This is a genomic window from Pseudomonas syringae (assembly GCF_000737245.1).
Classification (GTDB): domain Bacteria; phylum Pseudomonadota; class Gammaproteobacteria; order Pseudomonadales; family Pseudomonadaceae; genus Aquipseudomonas; species Aquipseudomonas syringae_J.
Genome location: NZ_JPQU01000043.1, coordinates 37,761 through 59,344, shown reverse-complemented (window position 1 = coordinate 59,344; position 21,584 = coordinate 37,761). Strand labels below are relative to the sequence as shown.

Annotated in this window: 18 protein-coding genes and 3 pseudogenes; 11 read left to right on the top strand and 10 right to left on the bottom strand. The window is 56.0% G+C overall.

The genetic code is table 11. The annotated features are described in order from the left end of the window. The 5 genes and pseudogenes from IV01_RS0125220 to IV01_RS09965 form a co-directional block, all read right to left on the bottom strand. A pseudogene (locus IV01_RS0125220) lies at positions 1-1,032 on the bottom strand (transposase); the annotation flags it as partial. 274 nt (positions 1,033-1,306) lie between these two features. Then, positions 1,307-2,065 (bottom strand): amino acid ABC transporter ATP-binding protein, encoded by a 759-nt coding sequence (locus IV01_RS09950; RefSeq protein ID WP_032629467.1) that lies wholly within the window; start codon positions 2,063-2,065, stop codon positions 1,307-1,309. Beyond that, the gene (locus IV01_RS09955) at positions 2,062-2,712 is read right to left on the bottom strand and encodes an amino acid ABC transporter permease (protein ID WP_032629466.1); all 651 of its coding nucleotides are present in this window, start codon (positions 2,710-2,712) and stop codon (positions 2,062-2,064) included. The genes IV01_RS09950 and IV01_RS09955 overlap by 4 nt, the downstream gene beginning before the upstream one ends. Positions 2,713-2,715: 3 nt before the next feature. Then, on the bottom strand, positions 2,716-3,540 hold the full coding sequence (locus IV01_RS09960) for a transporter substrate-binding domain-containing protein (protein WP_032629465.1): 825 nt from the start codon (positions 3,538-3,540) through the stop codon (positions 2,716-2,718). Positions 3,541-3,656: 116 nt separating this feature from the next. Beyond that, complete coding sequence (locus tag IV01_RS09965; RefSeq protein ID WP_032629463.1) at positions 3,657-4,808, bottom strand: trans-sulfuration enzyme family protein; 1,152 nt, start codon at positions 4,806-4,808, stop codon at positions 3,657-3,659. Positions 4,809-4,922: 114 nt separating this feature from the next. Here IV01_RS09965 and IV01_RS09970 point away from each other — a divergent pair, with 114 nt between their 5' ends. The 7 genes and pseudogenes from IV01_RS09970 to IV01_RS09995 all read left to right on the top strand — a co-directional run bounded on the left by IV01_RS09970 (position 4,923) and on the right by IV01_RS09995 (position 12,494). Continuing rightward, positions 4,923-5,837: a LysR substrate-binding domain-containing protein gene (locus tag IV01_RS09970; protein WP_032629461.1), complete on the top strand. Its 915-nt coding sequence runs from the start codon at positions 4,923-4,925 to the stop codon at positions 5,835-5,837. 133 nt (positions 5,838-5,970) lie between these two features. After that, a complete protein-coding gene (locus IV01_RS09975; protein WP_032629460.1) occupies positions 5,971-6,381 on the top strand; it encodes a DUF2946 family protein in 411 nt (136 codons plus the stop codon). Positions 6,382-6,489: 108 nt separating this feature from the next. Next, entirely contained in the window at positions 6,490-7,881 is a 1,392-nt protein-coding gene (locus IV01_RS09980) for a PepSY-associated TM helix domain-containing protein (RefSeq protein WP_032629459.1), read from the top strand. An 18-nt stretch (positions 7,882-7,899) separates the two neighbouring features. Continuing rightward, a complete protein-coding gene (locus tag IV01_RS09985; protein WP_080290334.1) occupies positions 7,900-8,313 on the top strand; it encodes a DUF2946 domain-containing protein in 414 nt (137 codons plus the stop codon). A gap of 168 nt (positions 8,314-8,481) precedes the next feature. Next, positions 8,482-10,542 (top strand): TonB-dependent copper receptor, encoded by a 2,061-nt coding sequence (locus IV01_RS09990; protein WP_418903541.1) that lies wholly within the window; start codon positions 8,482-8,484, stop codon positions 10,540-10,542. Positions 10,543-10,807: 265 nt separating this feature from the next. Next, positions 10,808-11,802: pseudogene (locus IV01_RS26690) on the top strand (TonB-dependent receptor domain-containing protein); the annotation flags it as partial. A gap of 152 nt (positions 11,803-11,954) precedes the next feature. Beyond that, positions 11,955-12,494 (top strand): GNAT family N-acetyltransferase, encoded by a 540-nt coding sequence (locus IV01_RS09995; RefSeq protein WP_032629456.1) that lies wholly within the window; start codon positions 11,955-11,957, stop codon positions 12,492-12,494. An 836-nt stretch (positions 12,495-13,330) separates the two neighbouring features. Here the strand turns inward: IV01_RS09995 and IV01_RS26685 are convergent. Then, the gene (locus tag IV01_RS26685) at positions 13,331-13,654 is read right to left on the bottom strand and encodes a hypothetical protein (protein WP_154232233.1); all 324 of its coding nucleotides are present in this window, start codon (positions 13,652-13,654) and stop codon (positions 13,331-13,333) included. Here IV01_RS26685 and IV01_RS25935 point away from each other — a divergent pair. Next, a complete protein-coding gene (locus tag IV01_RS25935) occupies positions 13,637-14,407 on the top strand; it encodes a hypothetical protein (RefSeq protein WP_050507708.1) in 771 nt (256 codons plus the stop codon). The two genes, IV01_RS26685 and IV01_RS25935, sit on opposite strands and share 18 nt — an antisense overlap. A gap of 3 nt (positions 14,408-14,410) precedes the next feature. Further along, positions 14,411-14,734, top strand: a complete 324-nt coding sequence (locus tag IV01_RS27510) for an ATP-binding protein (protein WP_080290332.1) — start codon at positions 14,411-14,413, stop codon at positions 14,732-14,734. Between the two features lie 57 nt (positions 14,735-14,791). Here the strand turns inward: IV01_RS27510 and IV01_RS10000 are convergent, their stop codons facing one another. Next, positions 14,792-15,070, bottom strand: coding sequence for a hypothetical protein (locus IV01_RS10000; RefSeq protein WP_032629454.1), 279 nt, complete (start codon positions 15,068-15,070; stop codon positions 14,792-14,794). A 460-nt stretch (positions 15,071-15,530) separates the two neighbouring features. Between IV01_RS10000 and IV01_RS0125205 the strand changes: the two are divergent. Then, positions 15,531-16,345 (top strand): annotated as a pseudogene (locus IV01_RS0125205) (helix-turn-helix transcriptional regulator). Between the two features lie 75 nt (positions 16,346-16,420). On the opposite strand, the gene IV01_RS10005 reads toward IV01_RS0125205, so the two are convergent. From IV01_RS10005 to IV01_RS10015, 3 genes are all read right to left on the bottom strand, one after another. Further along, positions 16,421-17,782: a CitMHS family transporter gene (locus IV01_RS10005; protein WP_032629453.1), complete on the bottom strand. Its 1,362-nt coding sequence runs from the start codon at positions 17,780-17,782 to the stop codon at positions 16,421-16,423. A 77-nt stretch (positions 17,783-17,859) separates the two neighbouring features. Next, positions 17,860-18,564, bottom strand: a complete 705-nt coding sequence (locus IV01_RS10010; RefSeq protein WP_032629451.1) for an S-adenosylmethionine--2-demethylmenaquinone methyltransferase — start codon at positions 18,562-18,564, stop codon at positions 17,860-17,862. After that, positions 18,561-19,439 carry an NAD(P)-dependent oxidoreductase gene (locus IV01_RS10015; RefSeq protein ID WP_032629450.1) on the bottom strand — a complete coding sequence of 293 codons (879 nt, stop codon included), beginning with the start codon at positions 19,437-19,439 and terminating at the stop codon, positions 18,561-18,563. The genes IV01_RS10010 and IV01_RS10015 overlap by 4 nt, the downstream gene beginning before the upstream one ends. 195 nt (positions 19,440-19,634) lie before the next feature. Between IV01_RS10015 and IV01_RS10020 the strand changes: the two genes are divergently transcribed. Next, positions 19,635-21,545 (top strand): sigma-54-dependent Fis family transcriptional regulator, encoded by a 1,911-nt coding sequence (locus tag IV01_RS10020; protein WP_032629448.1) that lies wholly within the window; start codon positions 19,635-19,637, stop codon positions 21,543-21,545. Positions 21,546-21,584: the final 39 nt, after the last annotated feature.

Here is a 21,584-nt window from a genome sequence, read left to right as displayed (position 1 = left end):
GGCTTTCGTGATATGTGAGCGTTGGTTCTTGAAGGCCCGCCATTCGCTACGCAGAGCCTGTCCGGTGGGGCAACGATATTCCTGCGCTTCTTCATGCCATTGAAAATCGCTGATTGAGAGGCTGTCGTTCTTGCGCTCGGTTTTGTCCCAGACCGGCACATGTGGCTCGATGTCTTTTTCGTCGACCATCCAGGCCAACATCGGTGCGGTTCCATAAGCGGTATCGCCGATGAGCCGATCCGGCTTGATGTCGAACTGTTCTTCGACCCGCTCGACCATGGTCTTGGTGCTCGCGACCTCGGCGGTTCGATGCGCTGGGGTCGGCTCCACATCCATGATCACACCATGCTCGATATCAATCAGGTAGTACGTCGAGTAAGCGAAAAACGCCGGGCCTCCTGGCGCTGCGGTCCAACGAGAAAGTGGATCAGTCAATGACAGGCGCTTAGGCAGTGCTTCGCGTAACGCTTCTTCATCCAGCGCTTCAAGGTACTCACGCACGGCGCGAGTACTCAGCGACGGATCGCGCCAGTTGATTTCATCATCGCCAGGTACGCCACGTTGCCGACTGGCATCTGCCTTGATGACACTGGCGTCCACAGCAAAACCTTCGCCCTTGAACAGACCCGCGTCCATGCAGCGACGCAGCACCTTGTTGAACAGCCAGCGAAACAGCGAGCTGTCACGAAAACGACCGTGGCGATTCTTGGAGAACGTAGAGTGATTGGGGACTTCGTCTTCGAGGCTTAAGCGGCAGAACCAGCGATACGCCAGGTTCAAATGAGCCTCTTCGCACAACCGACGTTCGAAGCGAATAACGTAACAGTCGCCCACCACCAAGAGACGAATCATCAGTTCGGGATCAATCGATGGGCGCCCGATTGGGCTTTAAAAATCGGCGAGATAATGGCGCAGATCGCCTAGATCGAGGCATCGATCAATGCTGCGCAGGGGGTGATTGGCTGGGATGTGATCTTCAATGTTGAACGAGTAAAACAGTCTCTCTTGTCCGCTCGACAATTGTCCCATCATGCTGCGAATCCTCCCGCTGGCCGAGGACCTGATTTTGCCGCAGGCCAAGCAGGAGATCTACTTTTTCAACAGAATCGGCCGATAGCTGCCATTTGCAGTGGTTTCATCGCATTCAATTTATATGGGTATAGATTGCGATTACGTAGGTTGTGGGTAAAGGCGATTCAAAACGTTAGAGCGTTCGTCGCGTGAATCCCGACAATGCCAACGGCTCAATGCAACAGTCACCCTAATCGGCAGGCGATGCCGACGGGTGACAACTCGTTTGGATTCATCAATAACGACGAAGAAACTGCTGAATCCTCTCACCGCTGTCGCTTCCAAAAAACTCCTCGGTAGGGCAGTCTTTAACGATGACACCGTTCTCCATGAAGACCACGCGATCAGCCGCCTCACGGGCAAAGCGCAATTCATGGGTTACCACCAGCATGGTCATGCCAGCGTTGGCCAATTCACGCATGACGTTCAGCACTTCATCCCTAAGTTCGGGGTCTAGCGCTGAAGTCGGCTCGTCGAAGAAAATAACTTCCGGATCCATTGCCAGGCCACGAGCAATGGCGACGCGCTGCTTTTGTCCGCCGGATAGTTTTGCCGGGTAGCTGTCAGCTTTCTCGGATAACCCGACTGAGGCCAGTAACTCCTGGCCCCTTTGTACAGCTTGGGCGCGAGGCACTTTGCGGACACTGATCAGCCCTTCAATAACGTTCTGCAACGCTGTCATGTGGGGGAACAGGTTGAACGACTGAAAGACCATCGCGGTTTTTTGCCGCAGCAAATCGACTTGCTTGCGAGTCGCACGATCAAGGTGGCCGTTAGCTGGGATTTCCACCATGTGACCACAGACTTCCAACACACCGCTGTCTGGTTGTTCTAATAAGTTGAGGGAGCGCAGCAGGGTCGTTTTTCCTGATCCTGAAGGACCAAGGATAACTACGACTTCACCTGCCTTGACCTCCAAATCAACCTGCTTGAGAACCGCGAGGTCCCCAAAGGCCTTACTCAAACCACAGACACGCACCTTTGTGGTAGTCATCGCATGTGCCTCGTCCAGCGGCCTTCCAGCCAGGTTTGCAAAATAGTCAGGACCTGGTTGATCAACCAGTACATGGCGCCCACCATCAAGAACATTTCCATGTAGCGGAAAGTTGCTGCGCCTACTTGTTCTGCGACGCGAGTCAGCTCCATAACCGTGATGGTCGAGGCAAGCGAGGTGTCTTTGACCAACGCGATCATTCTGCTGCCTAGTGGTGGCGTCGCAATCCTCAGCGCCTGGGGCAGAATGATGCGTCGCAGGCTGGTCCAGTAACCCATGCTCATCGACTTGGCAGCTTCCCACTGACCGGGATCCACAGAGTTGATACCGGCACGGAATATTTCGCTCAAGTACGCCGCAGAGAACAGCGTCAAGGCCAGTAGTGCCGATGGAATTGGCGTGAGTACGATGCCGTAGTGTGGCAAGCCAAAGTAGATCAGCAGGATCTGCACCAGTAGTGGAGTACCGCGAAACAGCGATACGTAGGAAAACGCCAGCGCCCTAAGAAGACGTACGCTGGAGAGGCGTAACAAAGCGATCAGCATGCCAAGGATACAGCCCAGTATGAAGGCCCCGAGGCCGAGGCCCAGGGTCATCACAATGGCTTTTTCCAGCAAAGGCAACGAGCGCAGGAATAATTCCCACATAGTTTATTCCTCGGCCAATTCGGTCAGTGCGGCCTGAATACCATGAGTCATGTGGTAGTCGGGACCGATCCACTGCTTGGAGTACGCATCCACAGTGCCGTCTTTGACCATTTCGTCTACTGCCTTGCTAACCGCTTCGCGCAGGCTGTCCCGGCCTATTTTCAAAACTGGGGCAGACAGCTGATAGGTCAGAGGTTCACCAACCGCCTTGATCGGGAGGTTATTGGTCTTCTTGTATTTCTCGCCTCCAAACAGAGACGACAGCACGCCGTCGACACGGCCGATGGCCAGGTCGTTGAACACCAGACCACCATTTTCATAAGTGCGGATATCCGAAGTGGTCATGTGCTTGCGCGCCCAAGACTCGTTACTTGTTCCGGAAGTCACGCCGATGGAGCGGCTGGGCATATCCTTGATGCTGTTGATCGTCTTGTTGTCTTCGCGCACAAAAATATAGAACTGCTCGACGCCATAAGGGCTGGAGAAGTCCACCTGCTTTTTGCGCTCCTCGGTGGGCGTCACGTCATTCATGACCAGGTCGTATTTGTCTGCTTTTAGCCCCTCAACGAAGTTTTTGAAGCTGTCTGCAACGAACTCGACCTTAGCCACACCGATGCGTTTGGCGACTTCCTTGGCTATCGCTACGTCGTAACCAGCAGGCAGGTTGTCATCACCCAGATAACTCCAGGGTGGGCTGGCTTGAGTATTGGCCACGCGGATGACGCCACGTTCCCGAATGGTTTGAAGCGAGTCATCCGCGTGGACGGCCGTGCATGCGCTGAACGCGGTGAACAGTGCTAATGCGAAACGAATGCCGTTCTGTTTCATTTTTATCCATCCTCAAATTGAGTGTGCAGTCTGCTCGGGGGAGCGAATACATTAGTAACGGCAGAACAAACCAGAGAGCAGGGCAGCCACATCTCACGCGTGGCTTGCCAGATACATCAGAGCGCTTTTGCGTAGGCTTGGAGGGCCTGGGCCAAATCGCTGATCAGCATGGCTTCATCTTCCAGGCCGATTGAGATACGTACGATGGGTTGGTCGGTGGGCGAGTACAGGCGCGAAGTCTGCTGGGACGCCGGGTAGTAAGCGATCAAGCTATGAGTGCCGCCCCAACTGGCGCCAATTGGGAAATGCTTGAGTGCGTTAAAGAACACGCCGAAGGTTGCCTCCTCTGGCGGAGTTTCAAGCACGACAGAAAGCAGGCAGCCACTGCCCTTGAATTGCTCGCGCCAGATACGATGGCCAGGGTGGCTTTCCAGCGCCGGAAACAGAACCTGCTTTACCAGCGGGTGGTTTTCGAGCCAGCGGGCGACGTTTAGTGCTTTGCGGCTTTGCTCGCGTAAACGCAGCTCATAAGTTTGCAGGCCACGCTCAACCAGAAAGCAGTCCTCCGGGCTGGTCGCCTGGCCAAAAATGCTTTGGGTTTCACGCAGTACGCCGTAGTTGTCCAGATTGTTGAGGCTGACAGTACCCATCAATACATCGGAGTGGCCGCCGAAGTACTTGGTCGCGGCCTGCACCACAAAATCCACGCCATGCTCGATGGCCTTGAAGAACAGCGGGCTGGCCCATGTGTTGTCCATCATAGTCAGCACGCCACGACGCTTGGCGATGGCGGTGATGGCGTCGATGTCTTGCATCTCCATGGTCACGGTGCCCGGAGCTTCCATGCAGATCATCTTGGTGTTCGGGCGTATCAGCGCTTCGATCCCCGCATCGATGGTCGGGGGGTAAAACTCAACTTCCACCCCCATCTTTGCCAGCCACAAGCGACTGAAAGATTTAAGTGATCCATAGCAGGATTCAGAAATCAGTAAATGGTCACCGCCGCGAACAAAAGCCATCACGGTGGTGATCAACGCCGATGCACCTGAGGGCATGACGATGCAGTGATTGGCGCCTTCCAGTTCTGCGATGCGTTTTTCCAGGCCGCGTGCTGTCGGCGTCCCGGTGATGCCATAGCTGTAGCCGTCAGGCTGGCGGTTTTTGCGGCCGACAAAATCTTCAAAGGTATCAAAAACGACAGTAGAACCACGCCACACTGAGGGCGAAAGGCTTGCGTATGGATTGCCCGCTTGATCAGTGACTTTCATGAGTTTTGCGCCTTGCACGGGGTGGTGAACGATGGAGCCATTGTTATGTAGACCAAGGAGGGCGGCTACAGCTAGGATGATTAACTCTATAAGTAGAAGTTATAGGTTGTTCTGATGGGCGTTCGTGAGATCGAAGTGTTTCGCATGGTCATGAATGCTGGCGGCACCAGCAAGGCTGCGCATCTTCTGGGAATTTCGCAGCCTGCGGTCAGTCAGGCGATTCGCAAGCTGGAATCCAGTGCGGGTATTGAGCTGTTCAATCGTATTAGAGGCCGGTTGATTCCGACCCGAGAAGCACAGGCATTGCTCATTGATGTCGACAAGTTCTTTGTCGGCATGGAGGTCATCGAGCACCGCCTCAAAAGTCTCAAGCAATTCGGCACTGACCGCTTGGTTATCTCGACCCATCCCGCATTGGGGAATGCATTTATTCCCCGTGCATTGGCGGGTTTTCAGCTGGCTGAACGTGATCTCAGAGTTTCACTGAAGGTGCTCAGCTCCCGCGAAGTGCACCAGGATGTATCGTCGGGGCAGTGTGATTTTGGGTTAATGGCCGACGAAATGACGGTGGTAGGATTAGAACACTCTCCCTTCCTTGATTCTCCCGGTGTGGTGGTCATGCCAGCCGGTCATTCATTGTCGAGCAAGCGGGTCATCGAACCGGAGGACCTTCGGGGACACGATTTTTTAGCCCATAACCCTGAAGACAGCAGCCGTGTGAGGCTGGAAACCGCCCTTCATTCCAGTGGGGTGCAGTTGAACGTCAGGGTCGAAACCCCATATGGCCACACGGTCTGCGAAATGGCCTTACGTGGGATCGGTATCGGTTTCGTAAACCCGGTGGCGGTGGTCGATTACCTGGAGAGGGGTCTTGTGATTCGTCCCTTTTCACTGGATGTACGCTTTAACAGCTTGCTGCTTTTGAGACCCGGTAGTCCGCTGTCCGAAAACGCAAAAAAACTAATGTCAGCGTTACGCATTCAGCTGGCGAAAGACCTGAAAAGTGTAGAGAACCACATGAAGAAATGACGCTGTTTAGCGCGTTGGCGTCCGCTGCCCGGTAGCGGGCTATCAATTGATCCAGGTCAAATTTTCGATGGCTACCGTGCGCGCAGAGACAGACTTCTGTATCGGTTGAGCTTGAGATGTTAAATTGCCCGCCATGAATTTCTTCCGAACCCATTGCGCGCCCATTGCCTGGATACTGTACGCAGTCATCCTGTTCAATGGGCTCGCGTGCAGTATCGGTCACGGTCAGATGATGGCAGCTTTCGCCAAAGAGGTTGTCGCCTCGGTTTCCCACACCGGCCATGGGATGTCCGATATGCATGGAGGGCATCATGAGATGCATATGCCCATGCAGGAATCTTCCAAAAAAATGGACATGTCAGGAAGCATGAACGCGCAGTCAGGTGACTGTTCGTTCGCAGGAACGCTTACGCTGGCGATGATTTTCTTCGTGGCGCTGGGTTGGTTGATTCGGACCCGAAGCCCACGCGTAGGTTTGCCGCTTCTCTGGCTTCGTAAACCATCGCGCCACTCCTTTCCTGGACTCAATCCACAGGCTCCCTAGAGATCCTCGTGGAAGTGCGAGCCTGCTCGTGCAAAAAAACCAATCTTGATTCTGAAACCTGCCGAGAGCTGATCCTGGCTGGGTGCGTTTACCCGTTGGTGAGTCCTTATGTCTGCTTCATCTTCAAATCCGGCACTATTACCGTCGTCGGGGCCTTTTGTCGCCTTGTTGAAAAGGCTGCATTTTTACATCGGTTTATTCATCGGTCCGTTCTTGCTGGTTGCGGCTTTGAGCGGCGTCGTCTACGCCTTGACCCCTCAGATTGAGTCTTCACTTTATGCCCGAGCCCTGCACACCGAGACGCGGGGGCCTGCTCTAAGCCTGCAGGCGCAAGTGCTGCGTGCTGTCCAGCAGGTGGGGCCAGGTCTGAGCGTTGCGGCCGTTCGCCCCGCCCCAACTCCGGGGGATACAACCAGGGTGATGTTCAGCGACCCGGATTTTGGTGCTTCTGAGCATCGGGCACTGTTCATCGACCCGGTGAGTGGCGAAATTCGTGGCGATATGAAGGTCTACGGCACCAGCGGCGTATTACCGCTGCGCACCTGGATCGATCAATTTCATCGAGGCCTGCTACTGGGCGATATCGGCAGGATATACAGCGAGTTGGCAGCCTCGTGGTTGTGGGTTGCTGCTACGGGCGGCCTGGTGTTGTGGGCGGTTCGCCGTCGTAGGCAGAATCGCGTGAGTGGCAGTGTGCGCAGGTGGCACGCCACGGCAGGCTTATGGCTGCTGCTGGGATTGCTGTTCTTCTCAGCGACCGGTTTGACCTGGTCCCAGTACGCTGGCGATAACATTGGCGTGCTCCGTGCCTACTATGGCTGGTCTACACCCAGCGTATCCACAGCATTGGGTAAATCTGCGGCGATGCAGATGCCCATCGATGAACATGCTGAGCATCATATGCACGTGGCGCCAACGGCTCAGACATCCGTGTTGGACCCAGCCTTGTTTGACAGCGTTTTAGCCAGAGCCCGGGCGGAGGATATCAGTGCGGACAAAGTGGAAATCAGGCCGTCCAAGACGAGTGACAAAGCCTGGGTTGTCAGTGAGATAGACCGTCGCTGGCCAACGCAGGTCGATGCTGTGTCGATCGACCCGCAAACACTGGAAGTGGTCGATAAAGTCCGATTTTCAGAGTATTCGCTGCCCGCCAAACTTACCCGCTGGGGTATCGACGCTCACATGGGCGTGCTGTTTGGCCTGGCCAATCAACTTGTGCTGGTGGTCTTTGCCAGTGGTCTTGCCGCGATGGTCATCATGGGCTATCTGATGTGGTGGCGACGTCGGCCAACTCTTTCACTGGGAAGAGCCCATCAAGCCACACTCTTGAGCACTTGGCGTTCATTGAACCTGGGGGCGCAATTCTCTGTGATTCTGGTTGCGCTGCTAGTGGGCATCGCGCTGCCCGTGCTGGGCTGGAGTCTGCTGGGTTTTCTTCTCTTGGACGCTTTTCTGTGCTTTCGGCGAGCTTCGATAATCCTTGTCGAAGGCAACGCGTGACCATCGAGAGCGAAGGTAATGCGTAACAGGCATTCGATCGGAGCATGGCTGAGTCTGTTCGCCATGCTGATGATTTTTGTCGGTCCGCTGATCAGTCAGGGGATCAGCCTTGCCCATGGCAAAAGCCAGGCAATGGAAATGGCTGGCATGGAATGCCACGACATGCCTGGCATGCGCCAGATGTCTCACCATGCTTTACCTGAAAAGCCCCATGAGCTGATCGTGTGGGAGAAGTGCGGGTATTGTTCGCTGCTTTTTCAACACCCTGCGCTAGCCGAGTCGAACCTGCCCGGTTTGCGGCTTTATGTTCCATCTCCGCAGTACCGCTTCATCCACTTCATGCCTCAGCAAGCGACGCCTCCGGTATTTCCCGGCGCGCGAAGCCGAGCACCTCCGATCCTGCCGTTGAACGTCACCCCTACTTTTTGCTGAACGCGAATGGCAAACACTGCGTCGACGGACTCTTGTGCCCGGTGATGCGGTTCGCGCGCGCGCTCAGTCCTCATTTGACTGTCATCGGAAGATCCCATGTACTCGACCAAGAGCGAGCTGCTGTTTCACATCGACCTGTCGCGCCTGCGTTGGCGCCATGCTTTTTGCATGTTTCTAGGCCTGGCGACGCCATTATTTGCCCAGGCGGCTCAGCCACAAGATGACGAGACCGATACACAACAACCGACTTTGGGCTTATCACCGCTGGTCATCACGGCGGTGCAGCAAAGTTCGCCACTGACGGTTGTCACCAACCCCAAGGACGCCCGCCAACCGGTGCCAGCCAGCGATGGCACCGATTACCTGAAAACCATCCCCGGCTTTTCATCCATCCGCAGCGGCGGCTCCAACGGTGAACCGGTGCTGCGCGGCATGTTCGGCTCGCGCCTTAACCTGCGCACCAATGGTGGTCTTATGTTGGGTGCCTGTCCGTTTCGTATGGATGCGCCCAGTTCCTATATTGCCCCCGAAACATTCGACAAGCTGACAGTCGTCAAGGGGCCGCAAACCGTGCAGTGGGGCCCGGGTGCTTCTGCGGGGACGGTGTTGTTCGAGCGTGAGCCAGAACATTTCGGCGAGCTGGGCAGCCGTCTCAATGGCAGCGTCCTGGCAGGCTCCAATGGCCGTTTCGATAAAGTGCTCGACGGTGCCGTCGGTGGCCCAGAGGGCTATATGCGGGTTGTCGGCAATCAGGCACAGGCCGACGACTACAAAGATGGCCGCGGCAACACAGTCCCGTCCCGCTGGGAAAAATGGAACGGTGATGTTGCCTTGGGTTGGACGCCGGATGCCGACACGTTGATCGAGCTGACGGCGGGTAAAGGCAACGGCGAGGCGCGATTAGGCGGGAGAGGGATGGACAGCTCCCAGCTGGAGCGTGAAAGCCTCGGTTTGAAGTTCGAGAAGCGTAATCTCGGTGGCGTACTGGATAAGCTCGAAGCGCAGGTCTATTACAACTACGCTGACCACATCATGGACAACTTTCGCCTGCGTACTCCGGATCCGGCCAGCATGATGGCCATGCCTATGGCGTCACAGGTTGACCGCCGCACCGTGGGTGGACGTGTTGCTGCGACCTGGAAATGGCAGGATGTTGAATTGGTCACCGGTGTAGATGCCTTGCGCAGCGAACATCGTGAGCGTAACTCCACCTACGACATGATGACGGACATTTACACAGATACCGACGCCTTTGCCTGGAGCAAGGACGCGGTTGAGCACAACTACGGCGCCTTCGCCGAAATGACCTGGTACGCCGCCGAACGCAGTCGTATTGTGTCAGGTGCGCGGCTGGACAGAGCCTCGGCCAAAGATTATCGGCAGGCCATCACCAGCATGTCCATGAGCGTACCCAACCCGACAGCCAACGAAACCCGCGCAGATACGTTGCCCAGTGGTTTTGCCCGTTATGAGTACGACTTGGCGGACTCACCAACGACCTTGTACGCGGGTATTGGTCACGTGCAACGTTTCCCCGATTACTGGGAATTGTTTTCCGGTGGCAGTGGCCCGGCCGGTTCGCGAAATGCCTTCGAGGGTGTGAAGCCTGAAAAAACCACTCAGCTGGACTTCGGTGCGCAATTCAACGGCGAAGACTTGCAAGCATGGGTATCGGGCTACGTGGGGCAAGTTCGCGACTTCATTCTGTTCGACTACAGCACCGACATGATGGGAATGAGCAGTTCGCGTACCGAAAACGTCGATGCGCGAATCATGGGAGGCGAGCTGGGTTTTGCCTATCGCCTGAGCCCGAACTGGAAGACCGACGCCACCCTGGCCTATGCGTGGGGCAAGAACAGTTCTGACGGCCAGGCTTTGCCGCAGATACCGCCGTTGGAAGGCAAGCTTGGACTCACTTACGAACAAGACACCTGGAGCGCTGGAGCGCTTTGGCGAGTGGTGGCCGCACAAAGTCGTGTGGCAGAGGGTAAAGGCAACGTAGTTGGACAGGACTTTGGAACCAGCGCCGGATTCGGCGTGTTCTCAATCAATGGCAGCTACAAGTTGAGCAAGCAATTGAAGGTCAGTGCCGGCGTCGATAACTTGCTCGACAAGAACTACGCCGAGCACCTCAACCTGGCTGGCGATGCGGGTTTCGGCTTCGCAGGGGATAAAGCACTCAACGAGCCTGGCCGGACCCTGTGGACCAAGGTCGATTTCAGCTTCTAAGCAGCGCAGCCCTGGGCTAGCGCCCAGGGCTGTTTCGATGTGCTCAACTTTCCTTTTCGAGCCACGCATGTCTTTGATCTTCTTACGACGCTTACCACTTTTGCTCTGCAACCCCAAAAAACACCCGGGCAGATCGCTTGAAGTAAACATCCCAAACCTCGGCTGCCTTTTAAAAGACAGGCAGCACAAACACGTACAGCACCTGCGCGCTTTTAAGCAAAGGCAGGGTGTCTGCCGTACTACCAGGTCACTAGGAGGCGTGTCCATGACTAACCGAAACAACCAATGTTTTGCATTTGCCCCATCTGCCCGTAAATCGACATTGCAGCACTGTTTCTTGGTCTTTGGTCTATTTACATTAATACCAATCGACGACGTATGGGCCGAACAGACTCAGATCGCGGACTCGACACTGACCCTTGGTACTGCCAACGTCTCCAGCTCTGCCAGCGGGCCTCTTTCGACGACCAGCGTGTTGAGTTCGGTCGATATTCTGGGGGGGATGTCATTGAAAAAATGCCGGTCGCCTACAGCTGGGAACTGTTTCGCCGCACACCTGGTGTCACCATCCCTGAGTTCAACCAGGGAACTACGTCCGGCAAGATCTCGCTCCGTGGCTTCAATGGCGAAGGCGAAGTGAACGCCGCAAAGCTTTTGATCGACGGCATTCCGAGCAACAGCAACGACGGCAATATGCCGTTCATGGAAATGATCTTTTTCCGCTGGATATCGACAGCATCGAGGTGCCGCTGGACACAGTACTGGCGCAGTAGCTCTCAACAGGAACGCGATAACTATGAGAAGCAATATGGTCCGATGACCAACCTGACTTACCGACCGGTGATCGGTTGGCTCAACGATTTTGCGCTGGAAGGGGGGCTGGATGTTCAGAAGCAGGACGATGAAAGCGAGCGTTATCGCACGTTGAATCGCACACGCCAAGCGCAAACCCGTGACCAGGAGTTCGATTTCTATACATACGGGGACTATGTTCAGGCCGTCATCAAACCTCTTGAGTCGCTGAAGATCATCCCGGCTTATCGGGTAGACAAGACCAAGGGCAACTTTACTAACCAGTTGACGGGTCTTGACTACGACATCAACGACTATGGCCTGATCAAACAAGCGAAGATCAGTGTGGTGTATTCACCCCGGAAGCAGGCGAGCTTCTACGCAAACTGGGGCCGTACGTTCCAGGTGGGGACCGGAGCCGCAGCCTACAAAGTGCCGCCCCGCGACACGGATCTCGCCCCGCCGATCGTCCAGCAAAATGGGTCCTTGATTTCAGTTTCCCGACCATTGCTGCAAGCCCCAAGCATATAAAAACAATTACAAGGCTCACACCGCCGATGTAATCACCGCCCATACTCTGAATCTCCAGAGGGGCCGATTAAAACCTAAAAGGAACAACGATGCATCGAACAACTGCGCGCCTGGTGCTGAGAAAGCCAAATGCCGATGATCTGGAAAGCCTTTTCGCCATTTACGGTGACCCAGCCACAAATCAATTTAATCCTTCCGGGCCTTTGAGAGATATCGGCCAGGCCCAAGCGCTTCTTCATGTCTGGTTGCAGCACTGGGAAAAAAAGGGCTATGGCCAGTGGGCAATTTCGACGTGTAATGCTTCGCAAAAGTTGATTGGTTTCGGCGGCCTAGACGCTCGAATGTATGTCGACGTTGAGCGTTTGAATCTCGGGTATCGATTTGCCGCCACTGCCTGGGGCAAGGGATATGCGACGGAACTGAGCGAAGCAGCACTTAGGTTTGGTTTTGAGGAGCTTGGTTTACATGAAGTCTTTGCGGTGGTGCGACCGAACCATGTGGCCTCAATCCGTGTTCTTGAAAAAATCGGCATGCAGCGTGTCGATACTCTAAATGACGTTCCAGGACAGCCCCCAAGTTTAGTATTCAAGGCTCGCCGTTCGTTACCAGAGGAAGATAAGCAGGTGTAACGTCTGCCCGCACGGGCTCCTGAAAATCCCATCCAGCATGATGTGAATCGCATAACAACCGTTCGTTGAGGTCGATCAACGTAGGATCGTTGCGGGGCGCAATGCTGTCAAAGCCGTGCATAGCAGACCTCCACGATCAGATCGCACATCACCTGTAAAGGGGTGAGTAGCAGGGTAAAGCAATGCATTACCTGGAAGTGACGGTTCAGCACGCCCCAGACAGTCCACCGTCCTGTGACTGGACTACTGGACGGTGATCAGAGAAAACATCACCGGTCTGGCTGACGAGGGGAGCCAGCTGTTGCCATTTGCTGGTACGAATCTCGCCCGTGTTTGCAGCTTGTATCTAGAACTTCAGGGTAATGTTCTGCGAAGGACTAGCCGCCGCATATCAGCAAAGCTCTCTCCACGTTGGCTTTCGCTACTCGAAACAATATCGCTAATGAGAGATGCAGGGAGTGCGAGGCTTGCTGTGCACTGAGGCCCTGTGAATCGTATTGAGGTTGGCTGATTAGCACGGGGAGTCTGTTCCGGTAGCGCGAAAGGGTGTGGCGAACTGTGAGACTTTGTCAATGCCATCGGTGTCGCTAGAAATGGGTACGCGTAACTTTGAGTTTGGTGCCCAACTGCATAGTTGAATTGCAGTTGGCTCGCTAAAATGAATTCCTATTGCTTTGCCTATGAATGTTGTTTGGCAACGAGCGTTAATAAGTGTTGCGCCATATATTATACAGCGGGACTCGCCATGCCCCCATTCTTACCAACCCACCGAGACTGCAGCTGGCGATTGATGCAGGCCAATGACGCCGCGCTCGCCTATATTCTCCATCACCAGGTCATACAACTGACACCACCCGGCATCCACCGTCTGGGTCAAGGATCGCGACAGCCTGAACTGGCGTTATCGAATCCGGTACATGCTGCAGGTGGGCTTGCCTTATGCGGGCAGTACGGCATTCCTGGCTATCGGGATGTTTTATTTTTTTGTATGGTGCTGGCTGCGTATAGAAACTTCGTATCTGCTGTTCTTCTTTATTTAAGCCGCCTCGTTTATCCGTACCCTTCATTACTATGTCGGGGAAAACAAGCTGCCCATCTCTGAGGAGTGGTTTACCTGGCTGACCATCAACTCCCTTTTGTGGATGATTCTGGTCACTCATTTATTCCTCAATCATCTGCATCGGCGTCCGCAGCGCTGGCTGAACGTGACGGTTTACCTGGCAATTTTGGGTGTCGGGGTCTTCACCCTGCCGGCCTTGTCAGATTTGCTCAATGCTTATGCCCTTGCACCGCTGACATACTTGATGCTCATAGTTGTCGGCTCACTGGTGGCCGGGGGCGGCCTGTATCAATCCCGGCGCGCTCGCTCCCGGGATGGTTTGATTCTTAGCAGTTGGGCTGTGGTCGGGATGCTTTTCGGTTGCCACGACTGGGCCCTTCAGGACAACTACTTGAGTATCGAAGATATCTACCTGAGGCCCTTTAGTAATATCGGTGCTTTCCTGATCTGCATGCACATCATGTTTCGCCGCTACATGCAGGCCAATGAAAGCGTTCAGCAACTGAATGAAAGCCTGACGTTTCGCCTTCAGAAGCGTGAGGACGAACTTAAACTGAGTCATCTGCGCCTGCGTGAGATTGAAAATCGGCAGATACTTAGTCGCGAGCGCCAACGGCTCATGCAAGATATGCACGATGGCATGGGCTCATCGCTGCTGGTCGCTTTGTTGTCAGCAGAGAAGGGCGAACTGGACTCAGCCATGCTCGCCGATGTCCCCAAAACCTGCATTGATGACCTCAAGTTGACCATCGATTCCATGGAACCTGTGGAAGCCGATTTGCTTCTGCTGCTGGCCACTTTGCGATTCCGTTTGACGCCCCGCCTGGAGGGCGCCGGAATAACCCTGCGTTGAGACATTGAAAACGTTCCTGCGCTGGAATGGCTCGACCCCCGCAACGCCTTACACATTCCTCGCATCCTGCAGGAAGCCTTCTCCAACATCATCAAACACACAAAGGCCACGGAAATCCGCGTTGCCACGTCATGCAATGACGAACATGTGAGGGTGATCGTAATCGACAATGGGCAAGGTTTTTCAGTACAACCGTTGAAGGCTGGCAAAGGCCTGAGCAACCAGTTGAGCCGCGCTAATTCTATTGGTGCGAAGATTCAGATCGAATCCAGTGAAAGTGGGACACGCTTGACGCTGGTAATGCCAATTAGGAGTTTGAGCCATTAGAGTCATTCTCGCGTCTCTAAAGACGCAGAAGCCGCAACTAACGTCCGCCCCATTTAATCAGCCCCAGCCGGATGTTTTCGAAAGCAGGTCGAAGCCCATTTTCAGCAAAGGAACGACAACACAGACGAAAATCGCACCGAGCTGCCAGCGCATGACTTTCATTTCCGAACGGACCTCTGAGATCGAGGCGTTCAGTCTGACTTCTACTTGCTGAAGATCAGCTTTGGTCGCGAGCTTTTCCACATCGGTCTCCCATGCATCCACCACAGCTTTGGCCTTGTCGGCCGGTACGTTGGCGGCTATCAGTGGGGCATACAGCGTGAGCGATATTTTCATGGCATCTCCAGATTTGACGAGGAGACACCGCCTGACGGAGGTTCCCGTCAGGGTGGTTTGAGTAAGCATTCGATCATCGAGAGCATCGATGATTGTCCGCGCTGCCGAATGCGATACGGACTGGGTTGAATCAATGCGGCGAACCGCACCGTAGCCTTTAGGATTCGGGCTACCTGGGCAGGGTGATGTCTGCGACAGCGGTCCTGTTGGAGATTTTTAATAGCTTTGGGGTGGGGCGTCAATCTGACAGCTTTCCCTTCCATGCTTAACGATGTCTAGATAAGCCCCTCAGCACGTTGTAGAAATGTCCGTTCCGGGCTCGGAGTGAGTAAAGGAGCATAGGTTTTATGCCGCCGTTTCCAATACCCCCGCATCCACCAGCATATCCGCTAAACCCTCTGGCCATACTGTTGCCCCCGTTGATCTCAGCTCGTTTGCGGACCACCAATGATGTTCCGACATTACCGGAGTCTCTGCGCGTCTGGATCCTGCGAGTTTTGGATATTCCAGCGCGCGTCGACGCACTCCGGGCTTGCGCCGAGAAGAAGTGGCACACCGGGCGAACATCAGCGCGACCTGGTACACGTGGCTGGAGCAGGGGCGCGGTGGCGCACCTTCTGCTCAGGTATTGAACCGCATTGCTCAAAGCCTGTTGATGACCGATCCGGAGCGTGAGCATTTGTTCATGCTCGCCTTTGGTCATCCTCCCGAAGTAGTTTATTCCGCGCCCGAGGGGGGACGCCGCGCTTGCAACGAATTCTGGATACCCTCGAATTCAGCCCCGCTTTTATTAAAACCGCCACCTGGGATGTGCTGGCCTGGAACAACGCCGCGGCAGCCGTATTTACCGACTACAGTCTTTTGCCGGTAGGGCAGCGCAACATTCTGCGCCTGATGTTTTGCAATCCCGGCACGCGGGATAAGCAAGACGACTGGCAGGCGGTCGCACGTTTCATCGTTGCTGCATTTCGGGCTGATGCCACCCGTGCAGGTGCTGCCTCTGAGGTCATCAACCTTGCCGATGAACTCTGTAGCCTGAGCCCGGATTGTTCGGCGTTGTGGTGTGATAACGACGTTCGCCTACAGGGTGAAGGCACCAAGCGCCTGCGCCATGCTACCCATGGCCTTATCGAGCTGGAATACTCAGGCTTCGCGGTGGACGGTCGCCCGGATCTTTCGATGATCGTCTACAACCCGGTTACGACCACCGACGCCGACCGCGTCCGGGCAATCGTGCAAAGTTATTTGGCTTCAGGGAATGCTGCGAAAAAGTGATGCCGTGAGAAGCAGACCACCGCGCCAAATCACTGATCTGGCGCGGCGCTTGAATTGCAACCGCTGTCTTGCCCCTTATCCCACAGGCAATTCACCGGTCACGATCGCGGTAATCAGGAAGATGAAAAACATCGGGATCGACCATTTGAAGAACTCTTTCTGGTATTCGCCGAACGTCATCTCCGTACGGCTCATCAACAGGAACAACCAGGCCACGGTCGGGCTGGCATAGCGCAGGGCCTGGCCCATGAACGAGGCCACACCGATCTCGGTTGGGGTGATGCCGAACTTGTAAGCGATGGGTGCGACGACCGGGAGGATGCCGAAGTAGTAGGCATCCACCGGCAGGGCGTAGCAGGCCAGGGCGCCCAGGAAGGCGAAGATCAGCGCGGTGTGACTGCCCATGGAGTCCGGGATGAGGCTGGCCATGTGTTCAGCGACGGCACCGGCCATGCCACTGCCGTTGAAAATACCCAGAAAGCACCCGGCGGCCAGAATGATCGAGGCCACTGCCACGGCGTCGCCGCCATTGGCAGTGATGCGTTCGCGCTGTTCAACGGCGGTGTAGTTGACTGTCAGTGCGATGGCCGTACCGAGCATGAAAACCACCGCACCACTGGCCCAGCCGGCAATCAGAATGACCAGCATGCCCAGGGTCAGGGCCAGGTTGAAGAGGAACAGCTTCGGACGCTTGAGTTCTTTGTCGTGGTCCTCGATCACCGTCACCATCTGGGCGATCTGCTCAGGTGTCACGATCACCTTTTCACCTTTGACGAAGCCCAGACGTTTGCGCTCTTTGATGCCCATCAGATAGGCCATGAAGAACACGTAGATGAACGACACGCCGAGGATCGGCAAGATCGCCACGAACAGCGTATTGACCTCCAGATTCAACACCGCCGCTGCCCGCGCCAGTGGCCCGCCCCAGGGCAGGCAGTTGCCCAGGCCGCAAGGCAGGATAATCAGCATCGCAAGGTTGGACAGCTTCATGCCCATCTGTTTATACAGCGGCAGGAAGGCGGTGGTGATGATCAGAATGGTGGTGGTCCCGTCCCCGTCCAGGGTGACGACGGCGGAGGTGAAAGCGGTGACCAGAATGATTTTCAGCGGGTCGCCGTTGGCCTTTCGAATCAGGTAAGTGCACAGCGGATCGAACAGGCCGACGTTCATCATCAGGCTGAAGTACAGCACGGCGAACAGGATCATCACGGTCGGATTGACCGTGCCCAGCGAGACCTTCCCAGCCCCGTTCTGCGAGTAGAACAGGCCCTCGCGTACCCACGTCATGATGGTGCCCATCGGCACGCCGTTGACCAGGCACACCAGCACCCCAACGGCCAGCGAAACCACGATCAAACCGGTGAACGGCGAAAGTTTTTGCTTGATGACCAGCAACAGAAACGAGGTGATCAATAAATAGCCCAGAACTGTCAGCATCTGAACGTCTCCACATTTTATTTTTATAGTGAGCGCAGCGGGTTGGGGCTGCAGGCGCCCCGGTACGGCTTGGAACGTTACTTGCCTTGCAGAAGCTGGGTGACCCAGTCCGGAGCCAATGGGGGCAAGGGCAGACCACTGTCGCGGCAGCGAGTGTATTCGTCCATGACCTCACGGCGCTGATTTTCGTACGCGCTTTTCTTCTCTGAAGCCTCCAGCACTTCCACCAGCCGAGCGCGGGGTACCACGGTCACGCCATCGTAATCGCCGAACACTAGATCACCCGCCGCGACTTCAACACCTGCGCAGTTCACCGTGGCGTTGATCTTGCCGGGGCCTTTTTTGCCAGGGCTTCGTTGCATGAAACCTTTGGCGTAAACCGGGATGTCCAGTTGAGACAGCGGCACCTTGTCGCGCACGCAACCATCAATGACCATGCCGCTCAAACCCACTGCCTGTGCAGCACCGGCCATGAGGTCACCGATGTAGGCGCGGCCAGGGTAACCCTTGCCAGCCACCACCAGCACATAGCCCGGTTGCCCTTGATACACAGCGACGTGAATTGGGAAGTTGTCGCCGTCTTCGGTATCGACGGTGTAAGCGGTGCCGAGCATGATTTTGTTTTCATCAAGGGGCATCAGGTCGGCGTCCATTGCGCCATTGCGTGGGATGCCAAGGCTTTGCATGCCGTCGCACAGCTGCGCCGGGCTGAGTTTGCGAAAGCGCTCCAGCAACTCTTCAGGGATCAAATCGGGCAGCGGGAAATAATGTTCAGTGTTCATGGCAGTTCTCGTTGATGAGCGTTCAGGTGCTGGATGGCAGTGCGGTAGTCCATGTCGCTGCCGTCGGGGCCGAGCAGATCGGCCCAGTCCGTGGCGGCCAGCTTGTCCAGCTGGCCTTGGGTGGCGCGGGACATGCTGGCGTCGACCCCGGACGCTTCGAGCGTCGCGACCACATCGTCCATTTCCGCGCTGCGGCGTTTGGCGTGGATCAGCGTTCGGGCGGTGAAGGTGTTGGTCAGTTGCTCTACCGTCTTGCCGTTCAATGAGTCGCCCAGGGACGCCACGAGGGTATCCAGCACGCCAAAGCGCTCACCCGCCTGGAAGGCTTCCAGCAGTAATTGCGGCAGGCCTTTCATCACCACGCTTTTGAGCATCTTGATCGCCGAGGCGGCACCGGCGTCTGCGTCGAGTACGGTCAGGCGCATGCCCAAAGGCGAGAACGCAGCGGCAAACGCTGCTGCACCGCTGCCCGACAGCAGCATGGGTACCTTGTGGTTGTTGCCGGGTACGGTGCCCATCACCGCGCTGTCGCAGAAGTCCACGCCCACTGCACGTGGCAGTTGGTCCATGGCTTGTTTGACGGTGGGGGCGGCGGAGTTCATGTCGACGTAGGTTTGCCCGGCAACCAGCAAGGGCAAGACTGTTTTCGCGATGCTCAGCGCGCTGCTGGCGCTGGTCAGGCAGACGACAAAACGAGCGCCCTGGCAGGCACTTTGCAGCGAGTCGAAGAGGGTGACTTGATTGTCTGCGGCGCGTTGTTCCAGCGCGGGGCTGACCTTGGCGTCGAAAGCGCCGATGCGCAGGGCGCCGGTAGTGCGCAGGCCGGTGCTGATGTGATGGGCGGCTTCGCCATACCCGATAAAGGTGATATCCATCCGGTGTGTCCTGTGTTGTCTTTATTATTGGCTTGTAGGCAGCAAGGGCTGTGCCAGAAGGTTGATTTTTGACGTTAGTCCTTTGAAAACAAAGACTTGGGAAATCGTCCATAAAATTGAAAAATTTCAGGGCATTTCAATTTGTTGCAGCGTGAAATAGGATGCAATGCACTTGGCATTCAACAGGGCATGTCCATGCAAGGCACCATCGCGGTTATTTCTCCCTCCAGCACGTTAACGTCGGTGATGCGTGACACCGTTGAGCAGCGCGGCCTCTCGCTGGAGGTGGTCGAGGCCGCTCAGCACGACGCCACGCTCAAGGCGCGCCAACTGATCGACGGCGGCGTGAGCGTGATCATCAGTCGTGGCCGCACAGCGAGTGTCCTGCGTGAGCATTTGCGAGTGCCCATCGTTGAGGTCAAACACACGTTTTTCGACTGTATCAATGCCTATCGCAAAGCCCGGCAGTCCTCGGAGCGGATCGCCTTCCTGGCCACCTCCGAGGGCTATGCGAGCATTCTGGAAAAAGCCCGACCGTTCATGGCGCAGGTCTCCATCTGCCTGATCGATCCGCTGGGCAGCAGCCAGGCCACTGAGGCTCATCTGGATCGCTTGCAGGCCGAGGGTATTGAAGTGGCGATTGGCGGCTTGTCGTTGCGCCAGGCGGTGATTGCGCGGGGCATGCGTTACATCATGTCTGATGCAGATCCAGACGCCGTTGACGAGGCGGTTGACGAAGCCTTGCACCTGCTGCAAATCGAGGAGGAACGCCGACTCAAGCGGGTGGAGCTGCAAAGCCGCTACGAGATGATCCAGTCGATTCTCAACTGTGTCTCGGAAGGTATTTTCAGTGTTGATAGCCAGCGCATGATCACCAACATGAACAGCGTGGCCACGGCTTACCTCGGCAGCCTGGCGTGCGGCGACAGCATTGATGGCCTGCTGGCTCAAGACTATTTCGGCCAAGTACTCAGCAGCGGTCGCCCGGTGCGCGGGGCTTTGATCACATTGGGCCGCCTCTCCCTGACCTTGAGCATCGCGCCCATCGTCCTGGACAGTGAAGTCATCGGTGCGGTGGCCACCTTGCAAAGCCAGACGGAAATCACCGCCCTCGAACGCAAGATGCGCCGGGTGCTGGCGCGTCAGCACGTTGCCGACAGAAACTTCGACGACATCATCGGCAGCAGCCCGGCGCTGATCAAGGCCAAACGCCTGGCCACGACCTATGCGGCGGTCGACAGCACGGTCATGATCGAGGGCGAAACCGGCACCGGTAAAGAGCTGTTCGCCCAGAGCATCCACAATGCTTCGCGCCGCAAGCAAGGTCCATTCGTGGCTATCAATTGCGCGGCCTTCGCTCCGGGAGTGCTGGAGAGTGAGCTGTTTGGCTACGTGAAAGGCGCCTTCACCGGGGCGCTCAATGAGGGCAGGGCCGGGGTATTTGAGCTGGCGCATACGGGCACCATTTTTCTCGACGAAATTAACGAAACGTCCACCGATATCCAGGTCAAGCTGCTGCGCACCCTGCAAGAGCGAAAGGTGGTGCGCATTGGTGACGACAAAGTCACGCCCGTCGATATTCGTATCATCACTGCCTGCAATAAAAACTTGCCGCAGCTGGTGGCCAAAGGGTTATTCCGTGAAGACTTCTACTACCGCATCTGCGTGTTGAAACTGCGCCTGCCGGCCTTGCGCGAGCGCCACGACGACATTCCCGAACTGGTGCGCCACCTGCTTCGCAGCCTGCCCATGGATTCTGCGGAACCGGACGAAGCGCTGCTGATGCGCTTGAGCCGCTACCCGTGGCCCGGGAATATTCGGCAGTTGGGCAATGTTGTCGAGCGCCTGGCCGTGATGAGTCAGGGGCAGCCGTTCGCAGCGTCACTGCTGGAGGATGTGCTGGAGGACCTTTCGGTCAGTGCCCCGATAGACGAGGGCGCAGCCGTCAGGAGTGAATTGACGGTGCTGCAAGAAGTGCTCAGCAGTGTGCGTGGCAATCGTGAGGCGGCCGCCAAGCGTTTACAGATCAGCACGACTACCTTGTGGCGGCGTATGAAAAAATATCTGGATGAAGACCCGGAATGTTTTGATGGCGCTCGCTACTGAAGATTTTCAGTATTCGCTGTGGGGCATTGGTGTTCGGCT

Coding starts and splice junctions, on each gene's coding strand:
- IV01_RS09950 (WP_032629467.1), bottom strand. CDS start 2,065: ATGACTACCACAAAGGTGCGTGTCTGTGGTTTGAGTAAGGCCTTTGGG.
- IV01_RS09955 (WP_032629466.1), bottom strand. CDS start 2,712: ATGTGGGAATTATTCCTGCGCTCGTTGCCTTTGCTGGAAAAAGCCATT.
- IV01_RS09960 (WP_032629465.1), bottom strand. CDS start 3,540: ATGAAACAGAACGGCATTCGTTTCGCATTAGCACTGTTCACCGCGTTC.
- IV01_RS09965 (WP_032629463.1), bottom strand. CDS start 4,808: ATGAAAGTCACTGATCAAGCGGGCAATCCATACGCAAGCCTTTCGCCC.
- IV01_RS09970 (WP_032629461.1), top strand. CDS start 4,923: ATGGGCGTTCGTGAGATCGAAGTGTTTCGCATGGTCATGAATGCTGGC.
- IV01_RS09975 (WP_032629460.1), top strand. CDS start 5,971: ATGAATTTCTTCCGAACCCATTGCGCGCCCATTGCCTGGATACTGTAC.
- IV01_RS09980 (WP_032629459.1), top strand. CDS start 6,490: ATGTCTGCTTCATCTTCAAATCCGGCACTATTACCGTCGTCGGGGCCT.
- IV01_RS09985 (WP_080290334.1), top strand. CDS start 7,900: ATGCGTAACAGGCATTCGATCGGAGCATGGCTGAGTCTGTTCGCCATG.
- IV01_RS09990 (WP_418903541.1), top strand. CDS start 8,482: ATGTTTCTAGGCCTGGCGACGCCATTATTTGCCCAGGCGGCTCAGCCA.
- IV01_RS09995 (WP_032629456.1), top strand. CDS start 11,955: ATGCATCGAACAACTGCGCGCCTGGTGCTGAGAAAGCCAAATGCCGAT.
- IV01_RS25935 (WP_050507708.1), top strand. CDS start 13,637: ATGATTCTGGTCACTCATTTATTCCTCAATCATCTGCATCGGCGTCCG.
- IV01_RS26685 (WP_154232233.1), bottom strand. CDS start 13,654: ATGAGTGACCAGAATCATCCACAAAAGGGAGTTGATGGTCAGCCAGGT.
- IV01_RS10000 (WP_032629454.1), bottom strand. CDS start 15,070: ATGAAAATATCGCTCACGCTGTATGCCCCACTGATAGCCGCCAACGTA.
- IV01_RS10005 (WP_032629453.1), bottom strand. CDS start 17,782: ATGCTGACAGTTCTGGGCTATTTATTGATCACCTCGTTTCTGTTGCTG.
- IV01_RS10010 (WP_032629451.1), bottom strand. CDS start 18,564: ATGAACACTGAACATTATTTCCCGCTGCCCGATTTGATCCCTGAAGAG.
- IV01_RS10015 (WP_032629450.1), bottom strand. CDS start 19,439: ATGGATATCACCTTTATCGGGTATGGCGAAGCCGCCCATCACATCAGC.
- IV01_RS10020 (WP_032629448.1), top strand. CDS start 19,635: ATGCAAGGCACCATCGCGGTTATTTCTCCCTCCAGCACGTTAACGTCG.